Annotated in this window: 20 protein-coding genes and 1 tRNA gene; 8 read left to right on the top strand and 13 right to left on the bottom strand. The window is 63.9% G+C overall.

Annotated features, from left to right (window positions below; translation table 11 throughout):
* Positions 1 to 26: 26 nt before the first annotated feature.
* Positions 27 to 845 carry a YkgJ family cysteine cluster protein gene (locus BcanWU425_RS18755; protein WP_026233575.1) on the top strand — a complete coding sequence of 273 codons (819 nt, stop codon included), beginning with the start codon at positions 27 to 29 and terminating at the stop codon, positions 843 to 845.
* Positions 846 to 1,162: 317 nt separating this feature from the next.
* On the opposite strand, the gene BcanWU425_RS18750 is transcribed toward BcanWU425_RS18755, so the two are convergent.
* Positions 1,163 to 2,734, bottom strand: a complete 1,572-nt coding sequence (locus BcanWU425_RS18750) for a porin (protein WP_085357377.1) — start codon at positions 2,732 to 2,734, stop codon at positions 1,163 to 1,165.
* Positions 2,735 to 4,061: 1,327 nt separating this feature from the next.
* Between BcanWU425_RS18750 and BcanWU425_RS18745 the strand changes: the two genes are divergently transcribed.
* Positions 4,062 to 4,154, top strand: a tRNA-Ser gene (locus BcanWU425_RS18745).
* A gap of 289 nt (positions 4,155 to 4,443) precedes the next feature.
* Here BcanWU425_RS18745 and BcanWU425_RS18740 read toward each other — a convergent pair.
* The 8 genes from BcanWU425_RS18740 to BcanWU425_RS18705 form a co-directional block, all read right to left on the bottom strand.
* Positions 4,444 to 4,710 (bottom strand): hypothetical protein, encoded by a 267-nt coding sequence (locus BcanWU425_RS18740; RefSeq protein WP_085351418.1) that lies wholly within the window; start codon positions 4,708 to 4,710, stop codon positions 4,444 to 4,446.
* Between the two features lie 1,704 nt (positions 4,711 to 6,414).
* Positions 6,415 to 7,899, bottom strand: coding sequence for an Asp-tRNA(Asn)/Glu-tRNA(Gln) amidotransferase subunit GatB (gene gatB / locus BcanWU425_RS18735; protein WP_204511383.1), 1,485 nt, complete (start codon positions 7,897 to 7,899; stop codon positions 6,415 to 6,417).
* A complete protein-coding gene (locus BcanWU425_RS18730; RefSeq protein WP_085383246.1) occupies positions 7,896 to 8,198 on the bottom strand; it encodes a hypothetical protein in 303 nt (100 codons plus the stop codon). The genes gatB and BcanWU425_RS18730 overlap by 4 nt, the downstream gene beginning before the upstream one ends.
* The gene (gene gatA, locus BcanWU425_RS18725; protein ID WP_231190842.1) at positions 8,189 to 9,664 is read right to left on the bottom strand and encodes an Asp-tRNA(Asn)/Glu-tRNA(Gln) amidotransferase subunit GatA; all 1,476 of its coding nucleotides are present in this window, start codon (positions 9,662 to 9,664) and stop codon (positions 8,189 to 8,191) included. The genes BcanWU425_RS18730 and gatA overlap by 10 nt, the downstream gene beginning before the upstream one ends.
* A complete protein-coding gene (locus BcanWU425_RS18720) occupies positions 9,661 to 9,873 on the bottom strand; it encodes a hypothetical protein (RefSeq protein ID WP_085351414.1) in 213 nt (70 codons plus the stop codon). Before BcanWU425_RS18720 ends, gatA begins: the two co-directional genes overlap by 4 nt.
* Before the next feature lie 79 nt (positions 9,874 to 9,952).
* Positions 9,953 to 10,240: an Asp-tRNA(Asn)/Glu-tRNA(Gln) amidotransferase subunit GatC gene (gene gatC, locus BcanWU425_RS18715; RefSeq protein ID WP_007611211.1), complete on the bottom strand. Its 288-nt coding sequence runs from the start codon at positions 10,238 to 10,240 to the stop codon at positions 9,953 to 9,955.
* A gap of 178 nt (positions 10,241 to 10,418) precedes the next feature.
* A complete protein-coding gene (locus BcanWU425_RS18710; protein ID WP_085351413.1) occupies positions 10,419 to 11,495 on the bottom strand; it encodes an NAD(P)H-dependent flavin oxidoreductase in 1,077 nt (358 codons plus the stop codon).
* A gap of 17 nt (positions 11,496 to 11,512) precedes the next feature.
* Positions 11,513 to 12,487 (bottom strand): NAD(P)H-dependent flavin oxidoreductase, encoded by a 975-nt coding sequence (locus BcanWU425_RS18705; protein ID WP_085351412.1) that lies wholly within the window; start codon positions 12,485 to 12,487, stop codon positions 11,513 to 11,515.
* 95 nt (positions 12,488 to 12,582) lie between these two features.
* Here BcanWU425_RS18705 and BcanWU425_RS18700 point away from each other — a divergent pair, with 95 nt between their 5' ends.
* Positions 12,583 to 13,473, top strand: coding sequence for a LysR family transcriptional regulator (locus BcanWU425_RS18700; protein WP_085351411.1), 891 nt, complete (start codon positions 12,583 to 12,585; stop codon positions 13,471 to 13,473).
* Here the strand turns inward: BcanWU425_RS18700 and BcanWU425_RS18695 are convergent.
* Complete coding sequence (locus BcanWU425_RS18695; protein WP_085357370.1) at positions 13,460 to 13,675, bottom strand: hypothetical protein; 216 nt, start codon at positions 13,673 to 13,675, stop codon at positions 13,460 to 13,462. The two genes, BcanWU425_RS18700 and BcanWU425_RS18695, sit on opposite strands and share 14 nt — an antisense overlap.
* 46 nt (positions 13,676 to 13,721) lie before the next feature.
* On the opposite strand from BcanWU425_RS18695, the gene ruvX reads away from it, so the two are divergent.
* Complete coding sequence (gene ruvX, locus BcanWU425_RS18690) at positions 13,722 to 14,213, top strand: Holliday junction resolvase RuvX (RefSeq protein WP_007603328.1); 492 nt, start codon at positions 13,722 to 13,724, stop codon at positions 14,211 to 14,213.
* A 3-nt stretch (positions 14,214 to 14,216) separates the two neighbouring features.
* Positions 14,217 to 15,140, top strand: a complete 924-nt coding sequence (locus BcanWU425_RS18685) for an AEC family transporter (protein WP_204511384.1) — start codon at positions 14,217 to 14,219, stop codon at positions 15,138 to 15,140.
* Here the strand turns inward: BcanWU425_RS18685 and BcanWU425_RS18680 are convergent.
* From BcanWU425_RS18680 to BcanWU425_RS18670, 3 genes are read right to left on the bottom strand one after another with little or no spacing between them, the layout of a single operon-like run.
* Complete coding sequence (locus BcanWU425_RS18680) at positions 15,137 to 15,901, bottom strand: CPBP family intramembrane glutamic endopeptidase (protein ID WP_018458318.1); 765 nt, start codon at positions 15,899 to 15,901, stop codon at positions 15,137 to 15,139. The genes BcanWU425_RS18685 and BcanWU425_RS18680 overlap by 4 nt on opposite strands.
* A gap of 23 nt (positions 15,902 to 15,924) precedes the next feature.
* Positions 15,925 to 17,568: an acyl-CoA dehydrogenase family protein gene (locus BcanWU425_RS18675; RefSeq protein WP_204511385.1), complete on the bottom strand. Its 1,644-nt coding sequence runs from the start codon at positions 17,566 to 17,568 to the stop codon at positions 15,925 to 15,927.
* A gap of 20 nt (positions 17,569 to 17,588) precedes the next feature.
* Complete coding sequence (locus tag BcanWU425_RS18670; RefSeq protein ID WP_409363704.1) at positions 17,589 to 18,353, bottom strand: M15 family metallopeptidase; 765 nt, start codon at positions 18,351 to 18,353, stop codon at positions 17,589 to 17,591.
* Between the two features lie 177 nt (positions 18,354 to 18,530).
* Here BcanWU425_RS18670 and BcanWU425_RS18665 point away from each other — a divergent pair, with 177 nt between their 5' ends.
* Genes BcanWU425_RS18665 through plsY form a run of 3 tightly spaced genes read left to right on the top strand, consistent with a single transcriptional unit; the run spans position 18,531 to position 21,414 of the window.
* Positions 18,531 to 19,478 carry an aspartate carbamoyltransferase catalytic subunit gene (locus BcanWU425_RS18665; RefSeq protein WP_007603315.1) on the top strand — a complete coding sequence of 316 codons (948 nt, stop codon included), beginning with the start codon at positions 18,531 to 18,533 and terminating at the stop codon, positions 19,476 to 19,478.
* Positions 19,478 to 20,785: a dihydroorotase gene (locus tag BcanWU425_RS18660; protein WP_018458321.1), complete on the top strand. Its 1,308-nt coding sequence runs from the start codon at positions 19,478 to 19,480 to the stop codon at positions 20,783 to 20,785. Before BcanWU425_RS18665 ends, BcanWU425_RS18660 begins: the two co-directional genes overlap by 1 nt.
* A gap of 32 nt (positions 20,786 to 20,817) precedes the next feature.
* The gene (gene plsY / locus BcanWU425_RS18655) at positions 20,818 to 21,414 is read left to right on the top strand and encodes a glycerol-3-phosphate 1-O-acyltransferase PlsY (protein WP_085383365.1); all 597 of its coding nucleotides are present in this window, start codon (positions 20,818 to 20,820) and stop codon (positions 21,412 to 21,414) included.
* Positions 21,415 to 21,500 lie beyond the last annotated feature (86 nt).

Below are 21,500 nucleotides of genomic sequence, written 5' to 3'. Positions count from 1 at the left end.
AATAAGAGAAGAAAAGAACTACAAACATGGATCAGGCAATGTTGAGCGTCGCCCGTGCAGTAGAGGCAGGCGCGACGACGATGAAGGGTGTGATCGACGCCACGGGACTATCTCGTCTCAAAATCGAACGTGCGTTGAATGCGCTGGAAAAGCAGAAGCTGCTGGTCCGCGACGGGCAGGGTTTTCGCGGAACCAGCCCGACGAGGACAGCCCAGCCAGCCCGGCAATGCGGCTCGTGCAATGCCTGCTGCGATATCCTCGAAGTGGCGGCCGTCGACAAGCCGGTGAACCAGCTGTGCAGGCATTGGCAGACGGGCACTGGATGCACCATCTACGAGCGCCGTCCGCAGATGTGCCGTTCCTTCGTCTGCGCCTGGCTGCAGGGCCATCTGGATGACGACTGGTTTCCGGCGAAATCGGGCATCATCGTGCATTTCAGCCAGGACGCGGTCAACGTTACCGTCGATGACCATTGCCCCGATCGCTGGCGGGAGGAGCCCTATTTCAGCAAGCTCGCCGAATGGTCGCTGAATGGCATCAAGAGGATCGGAAACCGCGGCTACGCGACCCTCGTCGTCTCCGGTGCCGGGCGGTTCCTGCTGCTCGGGCGAACCGTCGTTCCGGAGCCGACGCTGTTCGGCACCGCGTTCCTCCCGCTCACCGCCGACACATTTCGATTCTGGCGGGCGAAATCCCCGGAGCATCTGCAGCGGCTGCACGAGCGCATCGCCGAGATCGAGCGGATCAGACAGGAATTCGGCTCCTGCACAATTCCCTCGAATGAGGACGACGATCCGCAAGCCCCCTATCGGCCGGCGCTTCTACGGCTGTCGCACCACGCCTAAACTCCGACGTCGTCGACGCGGCCTAACCCGCTCTATGCCGCTCGACTCGCGCTGGTTGCGGTCTAGACGGGCAGACCACGTTGGACGCCGTGGTGGCCATGAATCTCAAGGACCTGCCGGCGCCTCCGCCTCTTGCCACGGCGGCTGAAGTGGTCTTGATCGCGCGATCCGAACCCAGCTCTTGATCACCCAAAGCTACTCATCATTCCACACTCCACTCGTTCTTCAGAACATGTCGGAGATCCGTGGTCCGCCTGGTGCAAAAAAAGCCCCGGCGGTTTCCCGCCGGGGCTCTCTGTCAGGTCGTTAGACCGAACTTACCAGTTGCGCTGAGCGCGGAGGAGCAGAACGAGCGTGTCCTGATCCTTCAGCTCGTACACGGCGGCCGGCTTGGCCGTCGTGCCGGCACCAGCGTAAGCAACCGTACCAGCGTACTTCTGGTCCAGATGGGTCCAGGAGAGGTCGGCCGAGAACGTCAGGTTCTTGACCGGGGTCCAGCGGGTGATGACACCGACTTGGCCGATGGCGAAGTCAGGATTACAACCCGTCACGCCCGCCAGGCCGCCGAACACGCCGCCAGCACCGCCAGCGCCGCAGAGGGTGGTCTTGGCAAGAGTGCCGTACTGCGCCTGAGCGTAAGCACCGTAGATCGCGGTGTTCCAGTATGGATCCCAGTTATGGGTGTAGGCACCGCGGAAGCCCCAGGTCTTGACGGTTTCCTGACCGCTGCCGGTCACGAACACGGTGTCCGGAGCGATGGCGAAGCCGACGCTCTGGTAGGCAACGCCGGAGCTGCCGAACATCGAGTAGCTGCCGCCCGCCAGGTTCTGGAAGTTGTAGCGGGATGCGCCGTCGGTGTAGACGCCCTGGATGTTGATCACGTCACCCGCGCCAGTCGGGATGTTCTTGATCGACAAAGCGAGCTGAGCAGCCCAACCCCACTTGTCGTCGGGATGGCCAGTCGGCTCGGTGGCGCCGTAGTAGGCAACGTGGTTGTCATGCGCAGCGACCGACGCCTGGAACAGACCCCAAGCCTGGTCGACACGGACCATACCGACGAGGTTCGGCGAACGCGAACCGCCGATGGCGTTGGAGCCATACGAACCGCCGATCATGCCGGCCGCAGTCGCGCCAGTCATGTTCAGGTTGCCAGCCTGGTAATAGGCCGTCGCATCTTCAGCCGAGAACGACGCCGTCACGCCCTGACCGAAGTCAGCGGTGTAGGTGAACTGGTTGACACCAGTGACCGTGCCGGAACCGCCGACGAGGCTGTCGAAGTTGTTGCCGGGATAGTTGGTCCAGGGCGCGTCGAACTGCGACACGGCCTTACCCATGGTGAAGCCAGCGAACTGGATGAAGGCGTAGTACACGCCGAGCGAACCGCCGGAGGTCGCGCCGTCGGTGCCGTTGACGGCCGAACCAACGAGCGCCGGGGCGGCGCCGGAGGTGTTGAGCGCCAGCGTGCTGCTGTAGGCAGTGGTACCGGTCGCGCTGCCGGTGCCGGCGTAGTTGCCGGTGGTCCAGGAGAACACGCCGTCGAAGAAGGTACGGACGACGCCGTACTCGGTCGCGGTGCGCGTGTCGATGTTGAGATCTTCACGAGCGCGCATGGTGTAGTAGTTCGTCAGACGGTTGCGCGCGCCGTTGTTCGACGTGAGCTGACCGCTGAAGTCCGAGTTGGTGTTCAGCGCGACTTCAGCGCGCAGATAACCACCCAGCTTGATGCAGGTGTCGGTGCCGGGGATGTAGTAGAAACCCGCACCGTACAGGGAGCAGATCTTCACGTATTCGACCGCTTTGGCCTTCACGGGGAGATCGGCTGCCTGCGCTCCGCCAACAGCGAGCAGACCCGCCGCGGAACCGAGCAAAAGGCTCTTAACCAACTTCATGTTAAACCTCCAAGTTTGCCATAGGGAAGGTTCCGGATCCGCTGGGTGAAGACACCCTAAGGTTGGTTCCCTTGTCCCTTAAATTCACCGCTTAGTCGCTTCGCGCCTTCGGACACACCCGCTGAACGCGAGGGACTTAAGCGAACCACCTAAGACGGGACGACCTCGGGATGCCCCCCTCCGTCGCTCAGTCACAATTACCGAACCCCCTTGCACACACAACAACAGAACGCTTCAGAACCGGCCGATCGAGCGTGTTTTCCAACGGGTGTTGCACAAATAACACGCAGATGTGACCATGGCGACTTTGTAACACTTTGACTCTGCTGATCTTTTTCGACGGGTTTAATCTGCCATCAAAAGTTCCGGCACCAGCCCCTCACATTCGTGGAGACGCCTCGCTGTGGGTCTGGGGCGGCCGAATCGTGGAATCAACCAGGGACTCGCCGTGCGCCAGTCCTTCGGGAACTGGCTGGCCTAACCATCAAGCGGCTGCAAGATCGACAAAATATCGATCTGCGCATCGTCGATCGCTTGCAGGACTTCACCGTCGAGCTTGTCTCGCAATCGACAAAGCGATGAAATGACTCTTCGAGCCGCTTGCGGAGATCGCTGTTGTCGCCAGGACCGATTGAAAACGCGTACGTCTCGAAGCGATCGGGATATTGCCTATCGATATCTCGCAGTGAGCTACCCAGCTGGATGCTCTACGTCCTGACTATTATAAGATGAGATCCGTAGCGGCGGAGTCCTGACAGTTGAAGAATGAAACAGCGTGCCAGATCGTCCCTGCTTTGATTTCCAAGGGCCGTTTCCACGGAAAGAGAAATCGCCAGACAAGGCCCTCCCTGATTGCGGCGACGCCTGGCGCGACGGGGCAGATCCTCGGCCGGCGAGCGAATGATCCCACTAATAGTGAGAGCGCCCTCCCCGCAGCCTATAACACGGGACCCCGTCAGCCGATCTGAGGGGCAATCACCGCTCATAGTTTGTGGCGAATCGCGGAAAGAGACAATCAAATCAATCGCTTGCAAATGAATCACTGATGAGGCGGTCGGCGACGAAGGCAGTCGTCCCACACGCGGGCCATTCGATCCAATTTGAAAGCAAAATCAATCGTTTATATGGATGAAGGGACCCTTTGTCCGCGCCAGAACCACTCTCAATACAAGCGCCAGAACCTCCAGCTTGGCGTCCGTTATCGCGGCGTTACGTTCTCGGCCCGAGAGCAAACCGCTTGGTTTCGGAATTCGCTGGGAATATTCGAGCAAAAACACACGCTTCCAAATTGACCAGCCCAAGTAATTAGATGCATAAGGCTCGCACCGGAGAGGTGGCCGAGTGGCTGAAGGCAACGCTTTGCTAAAGCGTCATACGGTCTCAAGCTGTATCGAGGGTTCGAATCCCTCCCTCTCCGCCACTCCGCAGCTGTCCGGCCCGAACACATGGGTAACGGAACGTACCTAAGACATGGGTGACAGCCTCGTGCCGAACGGGTTGTCGAGAGGTTGCAGGGTTTTCTGCTCCGGGTCGAAGTATCCCAGATCATAGTGCAAGGGCGCGATCTAAATCCGCCGCCTCTGATCTGCGCCCAGTCATCTCGTCGGGATCGCTCACGCCGCTCCGAATCCGGATGGCGGACCACGAGGGAACCGATTAGCGAAAATCAGGTTCGCCTGCGAAAACGACCGCCGGGACGTGATTCACGCTCAGTGGGCGGAGACCCAGGCCCTCGCCTCGCGCTGGGCGGCTGAGATATCGGCATCCGACATCTGCCCGGCGACTTCCTGGCGCAGCGTCACGGCGTCCTTGCGGCCCTTGAGCGCGGCGAGGTTGAACCATTTGTGCGCGGCGACGAGATCGACGAGGCCGGCGCGTCCGCTCGCCCAATAGAGGCCGCGCTCGAACAGCACGTCCGACAGCGCGCCTGCGTCGATCGGCGTCGCGGTCTCCAGATCGAAAGTACCCTGAAACATAACGCATCCCCTTTTTTCTTATGCCGTCTCGCCCCCCGAGCGCGGCTCCCGTCCGATCAACTGTTCAACTCATCCGAGGCTTTTTGCCCGTGCCGTTTGCCGGCTTGTTGGAGGTAATGATGGCGGGCAAATTTGAATGGCAGTTTAAGTATCGCGATGAAGCAGACGTAAACGCGCCCGCGCCAGGCGCGCACGACAAATGCAAGAAATCCCTATTTTGCAGGGACTTCTGCAATTCGTCAGATTCGGTTTACCTTGGGATTTTGGGAGAACGATAACCATTGCGCACGGTGACGCGCGTCCTGTGGTGTCCCCGCCTGCTGTCGTCACCGTATTCCAGAGACAGCAATGGTCCCACGAGAAGCTGCGGGGTACTGGATCGCCCGGTCGGAGCCGGGCGATGACACCGCGAATGGAGAAGAGGTGCGCGAACTGCCTGCAATTGCGCTGCAGCCTCCCTGCTCAAGCAGGGCGCGCATATGAAGAAGTATATGGCTGGAAGCTCGACTGCGGCCATCCTTCGAGACGCCCGCCTGCGGCGGGCCCTCAGGATGAGGGATGAGGATGCGGCAGCATCAACGTAGATGGATGCAGCCGAGCCTCATCCGGAGGGGACCGCTAAGCGGTCCTCTCGAAGGACGAGGTGCTCGCTCAGGCGCCGCTGACGTCATATGCGACAACCCTGACTGCTCAAGGGCAGAACGGCCACATCGCGGTCAGATCAACAATGTCGGGATATGGGAATGCCGGCAATACCCCGGCCTCATGAGAACGAGGGCGTCGGCGAACACGTCAGGACCAGATTCCACGTTGGCCGAAGGCCGCCTGTGAAATTGCGGAGCCCCTTACGGAGAGCCGCACCGAACGAAGAAAACTTGGTTTCTTCTGCCGGACCGGGCTTAGCGAGCGAACCCGCGAAGAGAACGATCCGACCGTTGACCTGATGTCTCGCCGACACCCTCTATCGTCGACCAGAACCTTTTGAGAGGCGCTGATGACGTGCCGGCTCTCTAGGAGCCGGCAACTTCAAAAAGCGAAGTTACTTCTTCTTGGCGACCTTGCGGGTCTTCTTCGCAGTCTTCTTCACTGCGCTCTTCGCCTTCTTCGCCTTCTTTGCCTTCTTAGCTTTCTTGGCCATGTTGCCCTCCGATGTGTGAGATGGCTTAATCGCTGCATGCAGTCGGGGATCGAGTGCACACTCATCCCGAATACACCAACACAACGAAAAAAACAGCGTCTCGCTTAAAGAAGTGTTGACGGCGAAACGCGCCTGCGCTGGCGAACGCGATGCAAACGGACTGCATGAGGTGTGCTTGCGATCGCAGAGAGTGCCTGCTGCATCGACGTTTGCAACAGATGCGATTGTAGAAAAACACTATGCAGCAAGTATTTTCTTGCACGCGTGCATCGCGCACGATCGTTGCAATGATGCATCCTGCCGATCGCCCGAGCGCCTCGCGAAGGCGCTTCGCGGACTCTGAGTCGCGACTTTTGGCAACGAAAATATTTTCATGATTAACGGCGCGAGCGCTCGTCAGAGCGCGTGCAAGTCGCCGTTTTGCGCGAATCGCGTGACGGCGATTCGGTCGGCGTGTCGCGTTCGATCGGGATGAAGTTCGTCGCAGAGGATGTGCGCGAGCGTCGCATCGCGAACCGAAAGCGAGGTGACGACGCCTGTCCGTCACCTCGTTCGAACGCGCGAGGTCAGATGCCGAGCTTGGACTTGAGCAGCTCGTTGACGCTCTGCGGGTTGGCCTTGCCGCCGGATGCCTTCATCACCTGGCCGACGAACCAGCCGAGTGACTGCGGCTTGTCCTTGACCTGCGCCGCCTTGTCGGGATTGGCCGCGATGATGTCGTCGACAACCTTTTCGATCGCCGAAAGATCCGTGACCTGCTTCATGCCGCGGCTTTCGACCAGTGCGCGGGGATCGCCGCCCTCCTGCCAGACGATCTCGAACAGATCCTTGGCGATCTTGCCGGAGATCGTACCCTCGCCGATCAGGTCGATGATCCCTGAGAGCTGTGCGGCATCGACCGGAGAGTCCGTAATATCCCGGCCTTCCTTGTTGAGACGACCGAACAGCTCGTTGATCACCCAGTTCGCGGCGACCTTGCCGTCGCGCGCGCGGTTGGCGAGTTTCTCCAACACGGTCTCGTAGAACACGGCACTCTCGCGCTCGGCGACCAGCACGCTGGCGTCGTAGGCCGACAGGCCGAGATCCGCGACGAAGCGCGTCTTCTTCTGGTCCGGCAGCTCGGGCAGCTCAGCCTTCAACTCGTCGACGAAGCTTTGCGAAAACTCCAGCGGCAGCAGGTCGGGATCGGGGAAGTAGCGATAGTCGTGCGCCTCTTCCTTGGACCGCATCGACCGCGTCTCGCCCTTGTTGGGGTCGTAGAGCCGGGTCTCCTGGTCGATCGCGCCGCCGTCCTCGAGGATTTCGATCTGGCGCCGGGCCTCGTACTCGATCGCCTGGCCGATGAAATTGATCGAGTTCATGTTCTTGATCTCGCAGCGGGTGCCCAGCGGCGCGCCGGGCTTGCGCACGGAGACGTTGACGTCGGCGCGCAAGGATCCCTTCTCCATGTCGCCGTCGCAGGTGCCGAGATAGCGCAGGATCGAGCGCAGCTTGGTCACATAGGCCTTGGCCTGCTCGGCATCGCGGATGTCGGGTTTCGACACGATCTCCATCAGCGCTACGCCGCAGCGGTTGAGATCGACATAGGACATGGTCGGCGACTGATCGTGCAGCAATTTCCCGGCGTCCTGTTCCAGATGCAGCCGCTCGATGCCGATGGTGGCGGTCTTGCCGCCGTCCAGTTCGACCACGACCTCGCCTTCGCCGACGATCGGCGACTTGTACTGGCTGATCTGGTAGCCCTGCGGCGAGTCTGGATAGAAATAGTTCTTGCGGTCGAACACCGAGCGCAGATTGATCTGCGCGTTCAGCCCGAGGCCGGTCCGGACAGCTTGTCTGACGCATTCCTCATTGATCACAGGCAGCATGCCCGGCATCGCCGCGTCAACCAGCGACACATGCGAGTTCGGCTCGCCGCCGAATGCGGTGGGGGCGCCGGAGAACAGCTTCGCGTTCGACGTCACCTGAGCGTGGACCTCCAGGCCGATGACCATCTCCCAGTCACCGGTTGAGCCCTTGAGAAGTTTGTGGGGTGCGGCAGGTGCGTTCATGGCTTGCTCCCGAGCAGCGTGGCAGCGATCCGCTCCCACTCTGCCTGTAATGAATCCGTTGCCACGGGCTGGCCGGCCTGGCGGTACCAATAGCCGGCGTTGCCGAGGTCGCCCTCGACCCGGTGCAGATAGGCGTGCACCCAAGCGGCCGCGCGGCCGCTCTCGTCCTGGACGATCTTGTGCGCCTCGTCCCAGTCGCCCTTGGCGGCCCACCATAGTGCGGCAAGTGGAGCGCTGAGGTCCGGCGGCGGCGCGGCGCCGTCGAGGCTGGCGATATACGCCGCCATCTTCACCACCATTTCGCCGGCGTGAAGCGGCCGGCGGCCTGCTCGATCACCTCGCCGAGCGAGAACAGCGTCTCCTCGTCGAAGGGACGGCCGATCAGCTGCAGGCCGAGCGGCAGGCCCTGCGCATCCTTGCCGGCGGGCACAGCGATGCCCGGCAGGCCCGCCATGTTCACGGTCACCGTGAAGATGTCGTTGAGGTACATCTCGACGGGGTCCGCGCCGCCTTTCTCGCCGATGCCGAAGGCCGCCGACGGCGTCGCCGGCGTCAGGATCGCGTCGACGCCCTTGGCGAAGCAATCCTCAAAGTCCTTCTTGATCAGCGTGCGCACCTTCTGGGCGCGCAAATAATAGGCGTCGTAATAGCCGGCCGAGAGCACGTAGGTGCCGATCATGACGCGGCGCTTCACCTCAGCGCCAAAACCTTCTGCACGGGTGTTCTCGTAGAGTTCGTTGACGTTCCGGCCCTGCTCGCGCACGCCGAAGCGCACGCCGTCATAGCGCGCGAGGTTGGAGGACGCCTCCGCCGGCGCCACGATGTAATAGGCCGGCAGCGCGTATTTGGTGTGCGGCAGTGACACTTCAACGAGCTCGGCCCCGGCCGCTTTCAGCCAGGCCGCGCCCGCTTCCCAAAGCTTTTCGATCTCGGCCGGCATGCCGTCGAGACGGTATTCCTTGGGAATGCCGATCTTCATGCCCTTCACGGACTTGCCGATCGCGGCCTCGTAGTCCGGCACGGCTATGTCGACCGAGGTCGTGTCCTTGGGATCGTGGCCAGCCATCGAGCGCAGCAGCATCGCGGCATCGCGCGTGCTGCGCGCGATCGGACCAGCCTGGTCCAGCGAGGAGGCAAAGGCGACGATGCCCCAGCGCGAGCAGCGGCCATAGGTTGGCTTGATGCCGACGGTCGCGGTGAACGCCGCCGGCTGGCGGATCGAGCCGCCGGTGTCGGTCGCGGTCGCGCCCATGCAGAGCAGAGCCGCCACGGCGGAGGCCGAGCCGCCAGACGAGCCGCCCGGCACCAGCGTCGTGTTGGAGCCATCACGCCGCCAGGGATTGCCGACCGGGCCGAAGCACGAGGTCTCGTTCGACGAGCCCATCGCGAACTCGTCATTGTTGAGCTTGCCCAGCATCACCGCACCATCGCGCCACAGCTGCGAGGTGATCGTGGACTCGTAAGTCGGCACGAAGTTGCCGAGGATTTTCGAGCACGCCGTGGTGCGCACGCCCTTGGTCGCGAACAGGTCCTTGATCCCGAGCGGAATGCCGGCAAGCGGCCCCGCGTCACCCTTGGCGATCTTCTCGTCGACGGCCTTCGCCATGTCGCGCGCGCGGTCGGGCGTCTCCATGACGAAAGCATTGAGCACGCGGGCGGCTTCGATCGCGTTCAGATGCGCGTCGGTCAGCTCGAGGGACGTGAAAGTCTTTGCCGCGAGGCCCTTGCGGGCCTCCGCGAGCGTCAGCGATGTCAAATCGGTCATTTATTGATCGGGCTGCAGAAGAACGGAGACAGGGATTTGTCGTTGGCCGGGTCGTCTTTCTTGGTGGCCGCTTTCGCAGCCGCCTCGATCTCGTCGAGCACGGCATTGACGGCGACGTTGGGGTCGGCAGCCTTGCCCTGCCGCTCCATCTTGTCGAGATAGTTCATGTAAGCCTGATAGGCCTTCTCGTCGTCGCAAAGCATGCACATCGGACTTCGTCCTGAGACTCTTTTGACGCGTTTTCTTTACGCGAACCGGCTTCCACTTCGCTCGAAAACGCTACGTAAATTACTCAACAACCTTCGGCACCAGGAAGAAGTGGCCTTCGGTCGCAGGTGCGTTGGCAACGATATCGTCGGCGATCTCGCCGTCATTGACCACATCCTGCCGCTTCTTCATCTGCATCGGGGTGACCGAGGTCATGGGCTCCACGCCCTCGACATTGACCTCCGAGAGCTGCTCGACAAAGGCGAGCATGGCGTTGAGCTCGCCCTGCAGATGCGGAACCTCGCCCTCGGAAACCGCAATGCGCGCCAGATGCGCGATGCGGCGGACGGTAGCGGCGTCGACGGACATTATATAAGGCCTCTCACGGCAAAACCTATGTGCCGTATAGCAGAGGCCGCTTTTGCGCCGCAACCGGCGCCAGCGCATGATCCGGAAAAGTGTGAAGCGGTTTTCCGAAAAGATCATGCGCAAACAAGAACCTAAAGCACGATGAGGCTTCGCCCGAAGCTCATCGCGCGTTAGGGACCTATCCGCCCAACGCCTTCATCCGGGCAAGCGCCGATTTGGCGAGATCCCGGGTCAGTTCAGCTGCCGGGACCTCGCGGCCCAGGGCGATCGCCTGCCCGGCCCAGAGATTGGTGAAATCCACCCTGCCCTGCTTCTCGGCCGCAGCCTTGAGCGGTCCCAGCGCCGTTGCGGCATGGGGAAATGGCGGCGCGTCCGGCGAAATCGGGCCGGCCTCGCGCATCAGGCGGTTCTGAACGCCGCGCGCCGGCCGCCCGGTCATGACATTGGTAATGACGGTGGAATCATCCTGTCCCTCGGCGAGCGCCGCACGGGCCGCCGCACTGACCTTGGATTCCGGGCAGCGCAGATAGGCACTTCCGATCTGCACGCCGGCCGCGCCGAGCGCGAAGGCGGCTGCAATGCCGCGGCCATCCGCAACGCCGCCGGCCGCAATCACTGGGACCTTCACCGCGTCGACCACCTGCGGCACCAGCGCAAAGGTGCCGGGCTGTTCCGAGATCTTGTCGGTCAGGAACATGCCGCGATGGCCGCCGGCCTCCGCGCCTTGGGCAATGACGGCATCAGCTCCGTGCTGCTCGAGCCAGACCGCTTCGCTCACAGTGGTCGCCGACGAGATGACGAGACATCCTGCCGCCTTGACCCGCTTGAGCAGCGCGGCCTCGGGCAGACCGAAATGGAAGCTGACGATCTCCGGCTTCAGCTCCTCCACAACCTCGCAGAAGCCGGCGTCGAACGGCGCGCGGTTCGCGGCATTGATGGGTGCGGCGGGATCGAGGCCATGCTCATTGTAGTAGCCCGCGAGGCGCTGCTTCCAGCGCGCCTCCGCCTCGGCCGTGAGCTCGACCGGTGTGTGGCAGAAGAAATTCATGTTCACCGGCGCGGAGACGCGCTGCCGGATGATGTTGACCTGCTCGCGCGCTTTCTCCGGCGACAGCATCGCGCTCGGCAGCGAGCCGAGGCCCCCGCCTTGCGCAACGGCGATCACCAGCTCCGCGTCCATCACGCCGGCCATCGGCGCCAGCACGATCGGGAATTCGGTCTTGAAGAGATCGATCAATCGACGGTTCGGCCACATGGTTGTTCTCTCGCAGTTTAGGCGGACGCGCTGGAATTACGCCGGCCGGTTAGCAGTTGCTCGGCCTCGGTCGCGATCCGTTCGACGATTTCGGCGGCGGACGGAATATCATTGATCAGGCCGACGGCCTCGCCGGCAAAGACCGCGGCGACCTCGAAATTGCCAGCGGCCCTTGCCGCGGCATATTCGACGGTCACCTCGGCGGCGCGCTGCATCAGCTCGACCTCGCGGCCGGTCCAGCGCCTGATATGATCGTTGACCAGCGTTCGCGCGGTGAACGGGGCCGGCCAGAACAGGCTGCGTGACCAGTCGACGATGACGCCGCGCACCGTGTCATTGGGATCAGCGTCGCGAATGCGCTGCTTGGCTTCCTCCGCGCCATTGGCCTCCACGCTCGCATAGAAGCGCGTGCCGATCAGCACGCCGGAGGCGCCCAGCATCATCATCGCGGCGAGCCCGCGACCATCGGCAATTCCGCCGGCGGCAACCACCGGCACGCGCCCGGCCGTGAGATCGACGATCGCAGGTACGATATCGACGGTTGTGCGCGATGCGCCGTGACCGCCGGCTTCGGTACCCTGCGCGATCAGGATGTCCGCACCGGCATCCAGTGCCTGCTTCGCCATGTCCTCGCTCTGCACCTGGCAGATCAAGCGCGCCCCGCACGCCCTGATGCGCGCTGCAAATTGTGCAGGATCGCCGAATGACAGCATGATCGCTTGCGGATTGGCGTCGAGTGCGATGTCGAGAAGTCTTGGCTGTCTTGCCAGGCTCCACGTGATGAAGCCGATACCGAACGAAGCAAAGCCGCTTAGTTGCCTGGTCTCGGCCTCGAGCCGTTCCTGATCGCCGTAGCCACCACCCAGGATCCCGAAGCCGCCGGCCTCGCTGACAGCCCGTGTCAGCCGGCTGCCGGCGATCGTGTCCATTGGAGCCAGCAGGATCGGATGCTTGATCCCCAGGAGCTGGGTCAGCGGCGTGGTGATCGGCATGGCTCCTCCGCTCTCGACACGAATATTAGTCTAGAATACCATTCTCCAAAATTGATTTCTTACGAACGCTGCCATCTCAAAAGAGAAACGATATTATGGAACTCAGCGACCTCCAGACCTTCGCTGCCGTCGCCCGGACCGGGGGGATCACCCGCGCGGCGGAAGAGCTCAACACGGTGCAGTCGAACGTCACCCAGCGCGTGAAGGCACTGGAAGCCGAGATCGGCACGCCGCTGTTCGAACGGCACAGCCGCGGCATGACCTTGACCGGTGCGGGCAAGCGCCTTTTGCCCTACGCGCAACGGATGTCCGCATTAGCGCGCGAGGCCGTGCTCGCCGCCTGCGACGACGGCGAGCCCAAGGGACCGCTCGCGATCGGCTCGATGGAAACGACCGCAGCGGTGCGGCTGCCGCCGCTGTTGGCCGATTTTCATCGCCGCTTTCCCGCCGTCCGGCTGAGCCTGCGCACCGCACCCACCGCCGACCTCGTCGCCTGCGTGCTCGAAGGCACCCTCGACGGCGCCTTCGTCGCAGGTCCGATCGTGCATGCCGATCTCACCGCGACAAGCGCGTTCCGCGAAGAGCTGGTGCTGGTCAGTGCGCGGCGCTGGGCCACGCTCGCCGAGCTGCGCGCCGGCACGCCGGAGTCGGGCCCGACCGCACTGACGTTCCGCACCGGCTGCACCTACCGGCAGCGGCTGGAACAGATCTTTGTCGAGCTCGGCTGGCCGTCAGCCGCACGCTTCGAACTCGGCACGCTCGACGGCATGATCGGCTGTGTCGCCGCCGACATGGGCGTGACACTGCTGCCGCGCGCCGTGGTCGAACGCAGTGCGATCAACGGCAGCGTCTCGATCCACGCGCTGAGCCATTCGCACGCGCAGGTCGAGACGCTCTTCATCCAGCGTCGTGCCGGACATCAAACCAGTGCACTGAACGGATTTGCCGCCTGCCTGAAGCAAGACGACGACGTCATCGCGGCCTGAGATGCCAGCGCCGCAGCGCCACGACGGCCCAGATCGCCTCGACCACGCCAAACGGCCAGGCCCCTTGCAGGAAGCCGTAAGCCGAACCGAGCACGCAGGCCATTGCGAACATCAGCACGAACCAGTGGCTGCGGTCTTCCAGGGCGTAAGCGACCAGCATCGCTGTCACGGCGAACAAGCCGAATAATGTCAGCGCATCCATGTTCCGGGTTCACTCCGTAGCGCGACGCGTGATATGCGCTAACACCATGCCGGCTCTTATCCTGCCTCTCGTCGATGCTGCAACCCACTGGCCCGAACGCGGCGGGTTGGTCGGCCTTGATCTCGGCACCAAGACAATTGGCGTTGCCGTCTCCAATCCAGACCGCCGGTTAGCTACCGGCGTCGAAACGATCCAGCGCAAGGCGTTCAAGCAGGATGCCGCCCGGCTGCTCGCGATCGCCAGTGAACGCAAGGCCGTCGGCTTCGTGCTGGGCCTGCCCATCAACATGGACGGCAGCGAAGGCCCGCGCGCGCAATCGACCCGGGCGTTTGCCCGCAACCTCGCCGGTCTGACCGCGCTGCCCATCGGCCTCTGGGACGAGCGCCTGTCGACCGCCGCGGTCGAGCGCGAGCTGATCGGCATGGATGTCAGCCGCGCCAAGCGCGCCGAAGTGATCGACGAGCACGCCGCGATCTTCATCCTGCAAGGCGCGCTCGACCGCCTCGCCAATCTGCGCGCAGCCCCGGGGCCTGACTGATCCATGGCCGTCGTGATTGCGGCGCTCCTCCCCGTCTTTATCCTGATCGTGCTCGGCGTGGTGCTGAAGCGCACCCTGATGCGGCTCGATACGCAATGGAACGGGCTTGAGCGGCTGACCTATTTCGTGCTGTTTCCGATGCTGCTGATCCAGACGCTGGTGAAGGCCGACCTGTCCAAGGTCCCGGTCGCAGGCGTCGGCGGCGCGCTGCTGCTGTCAGCGCTCGCGATGTCGCTGCTCTGCCTCGCGCTCCGCCCCGCCCTGTCGCGGCTCGATATCGACGGCCCCGCCTTCACCTCGATCTTCCAGGGCGCGATCCGCTGGCAGACCTATGTGGCGCTGTCCGTCTCCGCCAATATGTTCGGCGAGGTCGGGCTGGCGCTCGCCTCCGTCGCGATGGTGGCAATCATTCCGCTGGTCAACGTCCTCAGCGTCGCGGTGCTCGCGCACTACGCAGCGCCGAAGAAGCAATCCGCGCGCACCGTTGTCATGACGGTTGTCCGCAATCCCCTGATCTGGGCCTGCGTGATCGGGCTCGTCGTCAACGTCATCCACCTGCCGTTGCCGAAGATCTGGCATGAGGTGGCGGACGCACTCGGCCGCTCCTCGCTCGCCATCGGCCTGCTCGTCACCGGCGCCGGACTGCATCTTGAAGGCCTGCTCCGTCCCAGCGCGGGCGCGGCTATCGGCGTGGTGTTCAAGCTGGTGCTGATGCCCGCGGTCGCGCAGGTGCTCGCGGTCTGGTTCGGACTATCCGGCGACAGCCTCGCGATCGTCGCGATCTGCGCCGCGGTGCCGACCTCCACCAGCGCCTATGTGCTGGCCCGCCAGATGGGCGGCGATGCCCCGCTGCTGGCGCAGATCATCACGCTGCAGACGATTTTGGCGGCGATCACGATGCCGATCGCGATCGCGCTGGTGGCCTAACTCCCCAGCCACATCGTCAGCACCACCGCCGTCAGATTGTTCAGCGCGTGCAGCACGATCGTGAGCCAGAGCGAGCTGCTGCGGTAGCGCATGTAGCCGAACCACAGGCCGATGGAGAAGACCTCGGCGAGGAAGTACAGGTCGTATTGCAGATGCACGACCGTCCACACCAGCGACGACAGGATGATGGCGCCGGGCACGCGCAGGAAGCTCGCAGACCAGCCGCGAAACAGAAAGCCGCGGGCGAGGACCTCTTCGGACATCGGCGCTGCCACGCTGAAGGCGAACAGCAGCATCAGCGCCGCGCCCTTGTCGCGACCGGATTTCAACAGGTCGGTCATGAAGCCCGGCGTCGCCTCGCGGCCCAGACTCCGCGACATCGTCTCCCAGGCGACCACGATCAGGATCAGCCCGACGGCGCCGAACAGGAGTTGCTTCCAGGACGGCCAATAGAACGCGAGATAGTCGACGAAGGAGGCCTTCTTGATGCGGATGGCCAGCCACACGGCGGCCAGCGTCGCCGGCAGGCCCATCGTGACCGAAAACGCGAGCGACGCCGGCTCGCGACCGATGTGCTGCATCGATGCGAGGTCGATTGGGTCACGGGCGACCCAGACGAGATAGACGATGGCCCCGATCTGCCCGACGAACATGGCTGCGAAGATGGCGATGCCCCACAGCGCCGTGCCCCAGAACTTCCAGACTCGCGGCGGCGCCGGCGTCTCGGTGAGCGGCGGCAGATCGGGATTGAGGGAGTCCATCAGGAGGCTTTCGTTTGGCAGGCTCACGGCAGCGCCCGCTCCAGCAGCGTGCGCACGTCGCCGCTCTCGAGCTCGACCGCGCCGTACATGCTGGCGTGGTTCTTGGCGAGGCGCGTGGCGGCGAACAGTTCTGCTTGACGCGGTGACACGCCGTTGAGCGCGGCGGCGGCCGCAAGCAGCGCCAGCTTCTCGACCGCAAGGCGCGCTACGCGCTCGCCGTCCGGGCGGCCGAAGGTCTTGCCGATGAATCCCGCCGTCTCGCCTGCCCCTGGCAGACCTTTGGTCTCGGCAGCAAGCGCTTGCAGGACCGACATCGCTGCCTCCGGCTCGCGCGAGAGCGCGCGCAGCACGTCGAGACACATGACGTTGCCCGAGCCCTCCCAGATCGCGTTGACCGGCGACTCCCGGTAGTGCCGCGCCAGAATGCCGTCCTCGACATAGCCGTTGCCGCCGAGGCATTCCATGGCTTCGTAGAGAAACGGCGGCGCGCTCTTGCAGGTCCAGTATTTGATCGCAGGCGTCAGCAGCCGCATGTAGGCGGCCTCCGCCGGATCGCGCGGCGTCCGATCGAAGGCGCGGCAGAGCCGCATCACCACAGCCGTGCTCGCCTCCACATGCAGCGCCATGTCCGAGAGTACCGCCTGCATCAGCGGCTGATCGGCGAGATGTTTCTGGAACACGCTGCGGTACCGGGTGTGATGCAGCGCGTGGGCGAGCCCCGAGCGCATCAGGCCGACCGAGGCGATCGCGCAATCCTGCCGCGTCATTTGCACCATCTGGATGATGGTACGGATGCCCTTGCCCTCATCGCCGACGGCTTCCGCATAGGCACCGACGAACTCAACCTCGGATGACGCGTTGGAGCGGTTGCCGAGCTTGTCCTTCAGCCGCTGGAACTGGATCGCGTTCACCGAACCATCCGGCGCGAAGCGCGGCATGAAGAAACAGGTCAGTCCCTGGTCCGCCTGCGCCAGCACCAGGAAGGCGTCGCACATCGGCGCCGACATGAACCATTTGTGCCCGGTGATACGGTAGGCGCCTCCGTCGCGCACCGCGCGCGTCATGTTGGCGCGCACGTCGGTACCGCCCTGCTTCTCGGTCATGCCCATGCCGAGCGTCATACCGCGCTTCTCCCACCACGACGCGAAGCTGGGATCGTAGCTTTTCGTCGACAGCACCGGCATGACCTTGGCGAGCAGATCAGGCTGCGTCGCCACCGCCGCCACGGAGGCGCGCGTCATCGTGATCGGGCAGAGATGGCCGGTCTCGACCTGCGAGGCCATGTAGAATTTTGCCGCGCGCACGACCTCCGCGGCATCGCCCGCGGGTCTTCCATCCGCAGTCCAAGTCGAATTGTGCACGCCGGCACGGGCGCTGTGAGCCATCAGCTCGTGATAGGCCGGATGAAACTCGACCTGGTCGCGCCGATTGCCCTTGGCATCGAAGGTGCGCAGCTTCGGCGTGTTCTCGTTCGCGACGCGCCCCCGATCGGCCATCGCAGCCGAGCCCCAATGCTTGCCGAACTCCGAGAGCTCCGGTTCCGCCGCTCCACCGCCATTGGCCCTGACCGCCGCGACCAGCGGCTGGTCCACGGCGAACAGATCGACGTCCTCGAACGGCGGCGACTGGTTGAAGACCTCGTGGGTCGCGAAGCTGGGCTGGGTCATCTCGTGTCCTCGGCGCGGAATCAGTTCCGCCGCGGCTGGATCGGGAAATCATAGGCCGCCCCACCCGCCCCCGGCAGGGAAAAATGCCACCACTCCTTCGAATAGTTCACAAAGCCTTGCTTCGCCATCGCAGCCACCAGGCGCTTGCGCCAGGCGCGCTGATCCGGACTGATCGTCGGTGCGGCGGTGTGCCCTTTCACGTCGGTGCAGTCATAGCCCGTGCCCATGTCGACGCTGCCCTCCGGCAATCGCGCCTCGACCGGCGCCGTGCAATCAGCGTAGGACTTTGACGGGTCGTATTTGCCTGAATTGTCGGCGTTGAGATCGACCAGCGTGAGATCGAGCGCTGCGCCCGTCGAATGCTGCGAGCGGCTTGCGATGTAGCCGAGGCGGAACAGCTCGGTCTTGGGAATTTTGGGATTGTAGCGCCGCTCGGCGGCCGTCTCGTGGCCGTTCTGCGACCACCTGACCATGTCGAGCGAGGCCCGCGCCGGCCGGTAGCAGTCGAACATTTTCAGCGAGAGATTTTGCGCCGCCAGTTCCTGCTGGACCGCCTTCAGCCGCAGCCCAACCTCCCGCTTCACCACGCACTCGCCGGCCCCGTAGCCGGCGAGCGGACGGCCGACGAAATTGTTCGAGGTGGCGTAGCGGATGTCCTGGATGATGCTGGGCTCGATGTCGTGCAAATAGAGGAAACCGCCGGGAAGCGATTGGGCGTGGGCTGACGACACTATGGTTATGGCTATGGCCGCAATTACAAGTGATCTCACAATATCCCTCCGCATCGTCATGGCCGGGCTTGTCCCGGCCATCCACGCCCTTTTTGCGCCGAGCGTGCAAGAACGTGGATGCCCGGGACAAGCCCGGGCATGACGGAGGAAGGAGCACTACCGGGGGATAACTCCCCGCCCGGGCTTTGGCCCTTGCCCCCCCGGCCATCCCCGCCTATAGCTCTCGCTTTAATGACATCGAAATCGACCTTCGTCCTCGGCCACCGGCATTTGCTGGGCATCGAGGGCCTTTCCGCGGCCGACATCACCGGCCTCCTCGACCTGTCCGAAGAATATGTCGAGCTCAACCGCCAGGTTGACAAGAAGCGCACCGTCCTGCGTGGACGGACGCAGGTGAACCTCTTCTTCGAGGCTTCCACCCGGACCCAATCGTCGTTCGAGCTCGCCGGCAAACGGCTGGGCGCCGACGTCATGAACATGTCGGTGTCCTCCTCGTCCATCAAAAAGGGCGAGACGCTGGTCGACACCGCCATGACGCTCAACGCCATGCACCCGGATATCCTGGTGGTGCGCCATCACGCCTCCGGCGCGGTGGAACTGCTGGCCCGCAAGGTCGACGGTTCCGTGATCAATGCCGGCGACGGCGCGCATGAGCATCCGACACAAGCCCTGCTCGACGCGCTGACCATCCGCCGCAACAAGGGCCGGCTTGAGGGCCTAGTCGTCGCGATCTGCGGCGACGTGCTGCATTCGCGCGTGGCCCGCTCCAACATCATCCTGCTCAACGCGATGGGCGCCCGCGTCCGCGTCGTCGGCCCCTCCACGCTGCTGCCGCCCGGCATCGAGCGGATGGGCGTCGAGGTCGCGCGCGACATGCGCGAGGGACTCAACGGCGCCGACATCGTCATGATGTTGCGGCTCCAGCGCGAGCGCATGAACGGCTCCTTCGTGCCATCGACTTCCGAGTATTTCCACTATTTCGGGCTGGACCAGAAGAAGCTCGCCTACGCCAAGCCAGACGCCCTTGTCATGCATCCCGGCCCCATGAACCGCGGCGTCGAGATCGACACCGCGGTCGCGGACGGCGCGCAGTCCCTGATCCGCGAACAGGTGGAGATGGGGGTGGCCGTGCGCATGGCGGTGCTGGAAGCGCTCGCCCGCAACCTGCCGAACGCGTGATGCTCATGTTGACCGACCGCCGACCCATCCTGCTTGCCAATGCCCGCGTCGTCGACCCCAGCAGGGATTTCGATGGCCCCGGCGATGTCCTGATTGCCGACGGCATCATCCGGGAGACCCGCCGCGGCATTGGCGCTGCCGGCGTCCCCGAGGGCACCGACGTCGTCAACTGCGCCGGCAAGATCGTCGCACCCGGCCTGATCGACATGCGCGCCTTCGTCGGCGAGCCCGGCTTCAGCCATCGCGAGACCTTTGCGTCCGCGAGCCAGGCGGCTGCGACCGGCGGCATCACCACCATCATCTGCCAGCCCGATACCTTGCCGGTGATCGACAACTCGGCGACCGTCGACTTCGTGATGCGTCGCGCCCGTGACACCGCGATCGTCAACATCCAGCCGATGGCGGCGCTGACCAAGGGAATGCACGGCGAGGAGATGACCGAGTTCGGCCTCCTCAAGGCAGCAGGCGCGATCGCCTTCAGCGACTGCGACAAGAGCGTGAGCAATGCGCAGGTGATGCGCCGCGCGTTGACCTACGCGCGCGATTTCGACGCGTTGATCGTGCACTACACCGAGGATCGCGATCTCGTCGGCGAAGGCGTGATGAACGAGGGCGAGTTCGCCTCGCGGCTCGGCCTGATGGGCATCCCGAACGCGGCGGAAGCCGTGATGCTGGAGCGCGACATGCGCCTGGTCGCGCTCACCGGCGGCCGCTATCACGCGGCGTCGCTAACCTGCATCGAGTCGCTCGACGTGCTCAAGCGCGCCCGCGACGCCGGCCTTGCCGTGACGGCCTCAGCCTCGATCAACCACCTTGCGCTGAACGAGAACGACATCGGCCCTTACCGTTCGTTCCTGAAGCTGTCGCCGCCGCTGCGCACCGAGGACGACCGCCGCGCGCTGGTCGCCGCCGTCGCCTCCGGCCTCGTCGACGTCATCATGTCCGACCACAACCCGCAGGACGTCGAGGTCAAGCGCCTGCCTTTCGCAGAAGCAGCCCCCGGCGCCATCGGGCTGGAGACCATGCTCCCGGCGGGCCTGCGCCTCGTGCACAATGACGAATTGGACCTCAAGACGCTGATCCGGGCGATGTCGACCCGGCCGGCCGAGATTTTGGGATTGCCTGGCGGAACCCTGCGCACGGGCAGCCCCGCCGACGTCATCGTGATCGACCCCGATGTGCCCTGGGTGGTCGATCCCGCCGACCTCAAATCGCCCTGCAAGAACACGCCGTTCGACGAGGCCCGCTTTACAGGCCGCGTGGTGCGCACCATTGTCGGCGGACGGACAGTGTACGAGCATGTCTGACGTGCGGAGCTGCAGCCAGGGAATTTGCAGACATGGCGCTTGAACTGTTTCTGCCGGTCGCTTTCGTCATCGGCTACCTGCTCGGCTCGATTCCGTTCGGGCTGATCCTGACCAGGCTCGGCGGCACGCAGGATCTGCGGTCGATCGGCTCCGGCAGCATCGGCGCCACGAACGTGCTGCGCACGGGGCGCAAGGGCCTTGCCGCCGCGACCCTGCTGTTCGACGCGCTCAAGGGCACCGTGGCGGTGGTGATCGCCGGCTACATCGCCGGTCCCAACGCCGCGATGCTGGCCGGGCTCGGCGCCTTCCTCGGCCATCTTTTCCCGGTCTGGCTCAAGTTCCGCGGCGGCAAGGGTGTCGCCGTCTATATCGGCATTCTGCTCGGGCTGTTCTGGCCGGCCGCGCTGGTGTTCTGCCTGCTATGGCTCGCGACCGCCTTCACCACCCGCTATTCCTCGCTCTCTGCGCTGGTGGCGTCCTTTATCACGCCGCTGTTCCTGTGGTGGTTCGGCCATCTCGCACTAGCAGCGATGGCCGCGGTGCTGACGCTGCTGCTGTTCTACGCCCATCGCGAGAACATCAAGCGGCTGCAATCGGGCAAGGAAAGCCGGATCGGCGAGAAGGCATAAGCCGGGAATCCACGGATACCGCGGCACCCCTTCTGCATTATATCGCAAATGGTGTTCGCAACTTGCAGCCGAATCACGGCTGTATG

Origin of the sequence: Bradyrhizobium sp. WU425 (assembly GCF_021052305.1) — a bacterium.
Taxonomy (GTDB): Bacteria; Pseudomonadota; Alphaproteobacteria; order Rhizobiales; family Xanthobacteraceae; genus Bradyrhizobium; species Bradyrhizobium canariense_D.
This window is presented reverse-complemented; position numbering and strand designations above follow the sequence as displayed.

Excerpts from the sequence above, each read along its gene's own strand:
- BcanWU425_RS18740 (WP_085351418.1), bottom strand. The coding sequence starts at position 4,710 with ATGTTTCAGGGTACTTTCGATCTGGAGACCGCGACGCCGATCGACGCA.
- BcanWU425_RS18665 (WP_007603315.1), top strand. The coding sequence starts at position 18,531 with ATGACATCGAAATCGACCTTCGTCCTCGGCCACCGGCATTTGCTGGGC.
- BcanWU425_RS18695 (WP_085357370.1), bottom strand. The coding sequence starts at position 13,675 with ATGGATGCGCTGACATTATTCGGCTTGTTCGCCGTGACAGCGATGCTG.
- BcanWU425_RS18720 (WP_085351414.1), bottom strand. The coding sequence starts at position 9,873 with ATGTGCATGCTTTGCGACGACGAGAAGGCCTATCAGGCTTACATGAAC.
- BcanWU425_RS18670 (WP_409363704.1), bottom strand. The coding sequence starts at position 18,353 with ATGCGGAGGGATATTGTGAGATCACTTGTAATTGCGGCCATAGCCATA.
- BcanWU425_RS18660 (WP_018458321.1), top strand. The coding sequence starts at position 19,478 with ATGCTCATGTTGACCGACCGCCGACCCATCCTGCTTGCCAATGCCCGC.
- BcanWU425_RS18680 (WP_018458318.1), bottom strand. The coding sequence starts at position 15,901 with ATGGACTCCCTCAATCCCGATCTGCCGCCGCTCACCGAGACGCCGGCG.
- gatB (WP_204511383.1), bottom strand. The coding sequence starts at position 7,899 with ATGAACGCACCTGCCGCACCCCACAAACTTCTCAAGGGCTCAACCGGT.
- plsY (WP_085383365.1), top strand. The coding sequence starts at position 20,818 with ATGGCGCTTGAACTGTTTCTGCCGGTCGCTTTCGTCATCGGCTACCTG.
- BcanWU425_RS18675 (WP_204511385.1), bottom strand. The coding sequence starts at position 17,568 with ATGACCCAGCCCAGCTTCGCGACCCACGAGGTCTTCAACCAGTCGCCG.
- BcanWU425_RS18700 (WP_085351411.1), top strand. The coding sequence starts at position 12,583 with ATGGAACTCAGCGACCTCCAGACCTTCGCTGCCGTCGCCCGGACCGGG.
- BcanWU425_RS18750 (WP_085357377.1), bottom strand. The coding sequence starts at position 2,734 with ATGAAGTTGGTTAAGAGCCTTTTGCTCGGTTCCGCGGCGGGTCTGCTC.
- BcanWU425_RS18705 (WP_085351412.1), bottom strand. The coding sequence starts at position 12,487 with ATGCCGATCACCACGCCGCTGACCCAGCTCCTGGGGATCAAGCATCCG.
- BcanWU425_RS18730 (WP_085383246.1), bottom strand. The coding sequence starts at position 8,198 with ATGGTGGTGAAGATGGCGGCGTATATCGCCAGCCTCGACGGCGCCGCG.
- BcanWU425_RS18710 (WP_085351413.1), bottom strand. The coding sequence starts at position 11,495 with ATGTGGCCGAACCGTCGATTGATCGATCTCTTCAAGACCGAATTCCCG.
- gatA (WP_231190842.1), bottom strand. The coding sequence starts at position 9,664 with ATGACCGATTTGACATCGCTGACGCTCGCGGAGGCCCGCAAGGGCCTC.
- ruvX (WP_007603328.1), top strand. The coding sequence starts at position 13,722 with ATGCCGGCTCTTATCCTGCCTCTCGTCGATGCTGCAACCCACTGGCCC.
- BcanWU425_RS18755 (WP_026233575.1), top strand. The coding sequence starts at position 27 with ATGGATCAGGCAATGTTGAGCGTCGCCCGTGCAGTAGAGGCAGGCGCG.
- gatC (WP_007611211.1), bottom strand. The coding sequence starts at position 10,240 with ATGTCCGTCGACGCCGCTACCGTCCGCCGCATCGCGCATCTGGCGCGC.
- BcanWU425_RS18685 (WP_204511384.1), top strand. The coding sequence starts at position 14,217 with ATGGCCGTCGTGATTGCGGCGCTCCTCCCCGTCTTTATCCTGATCGTG.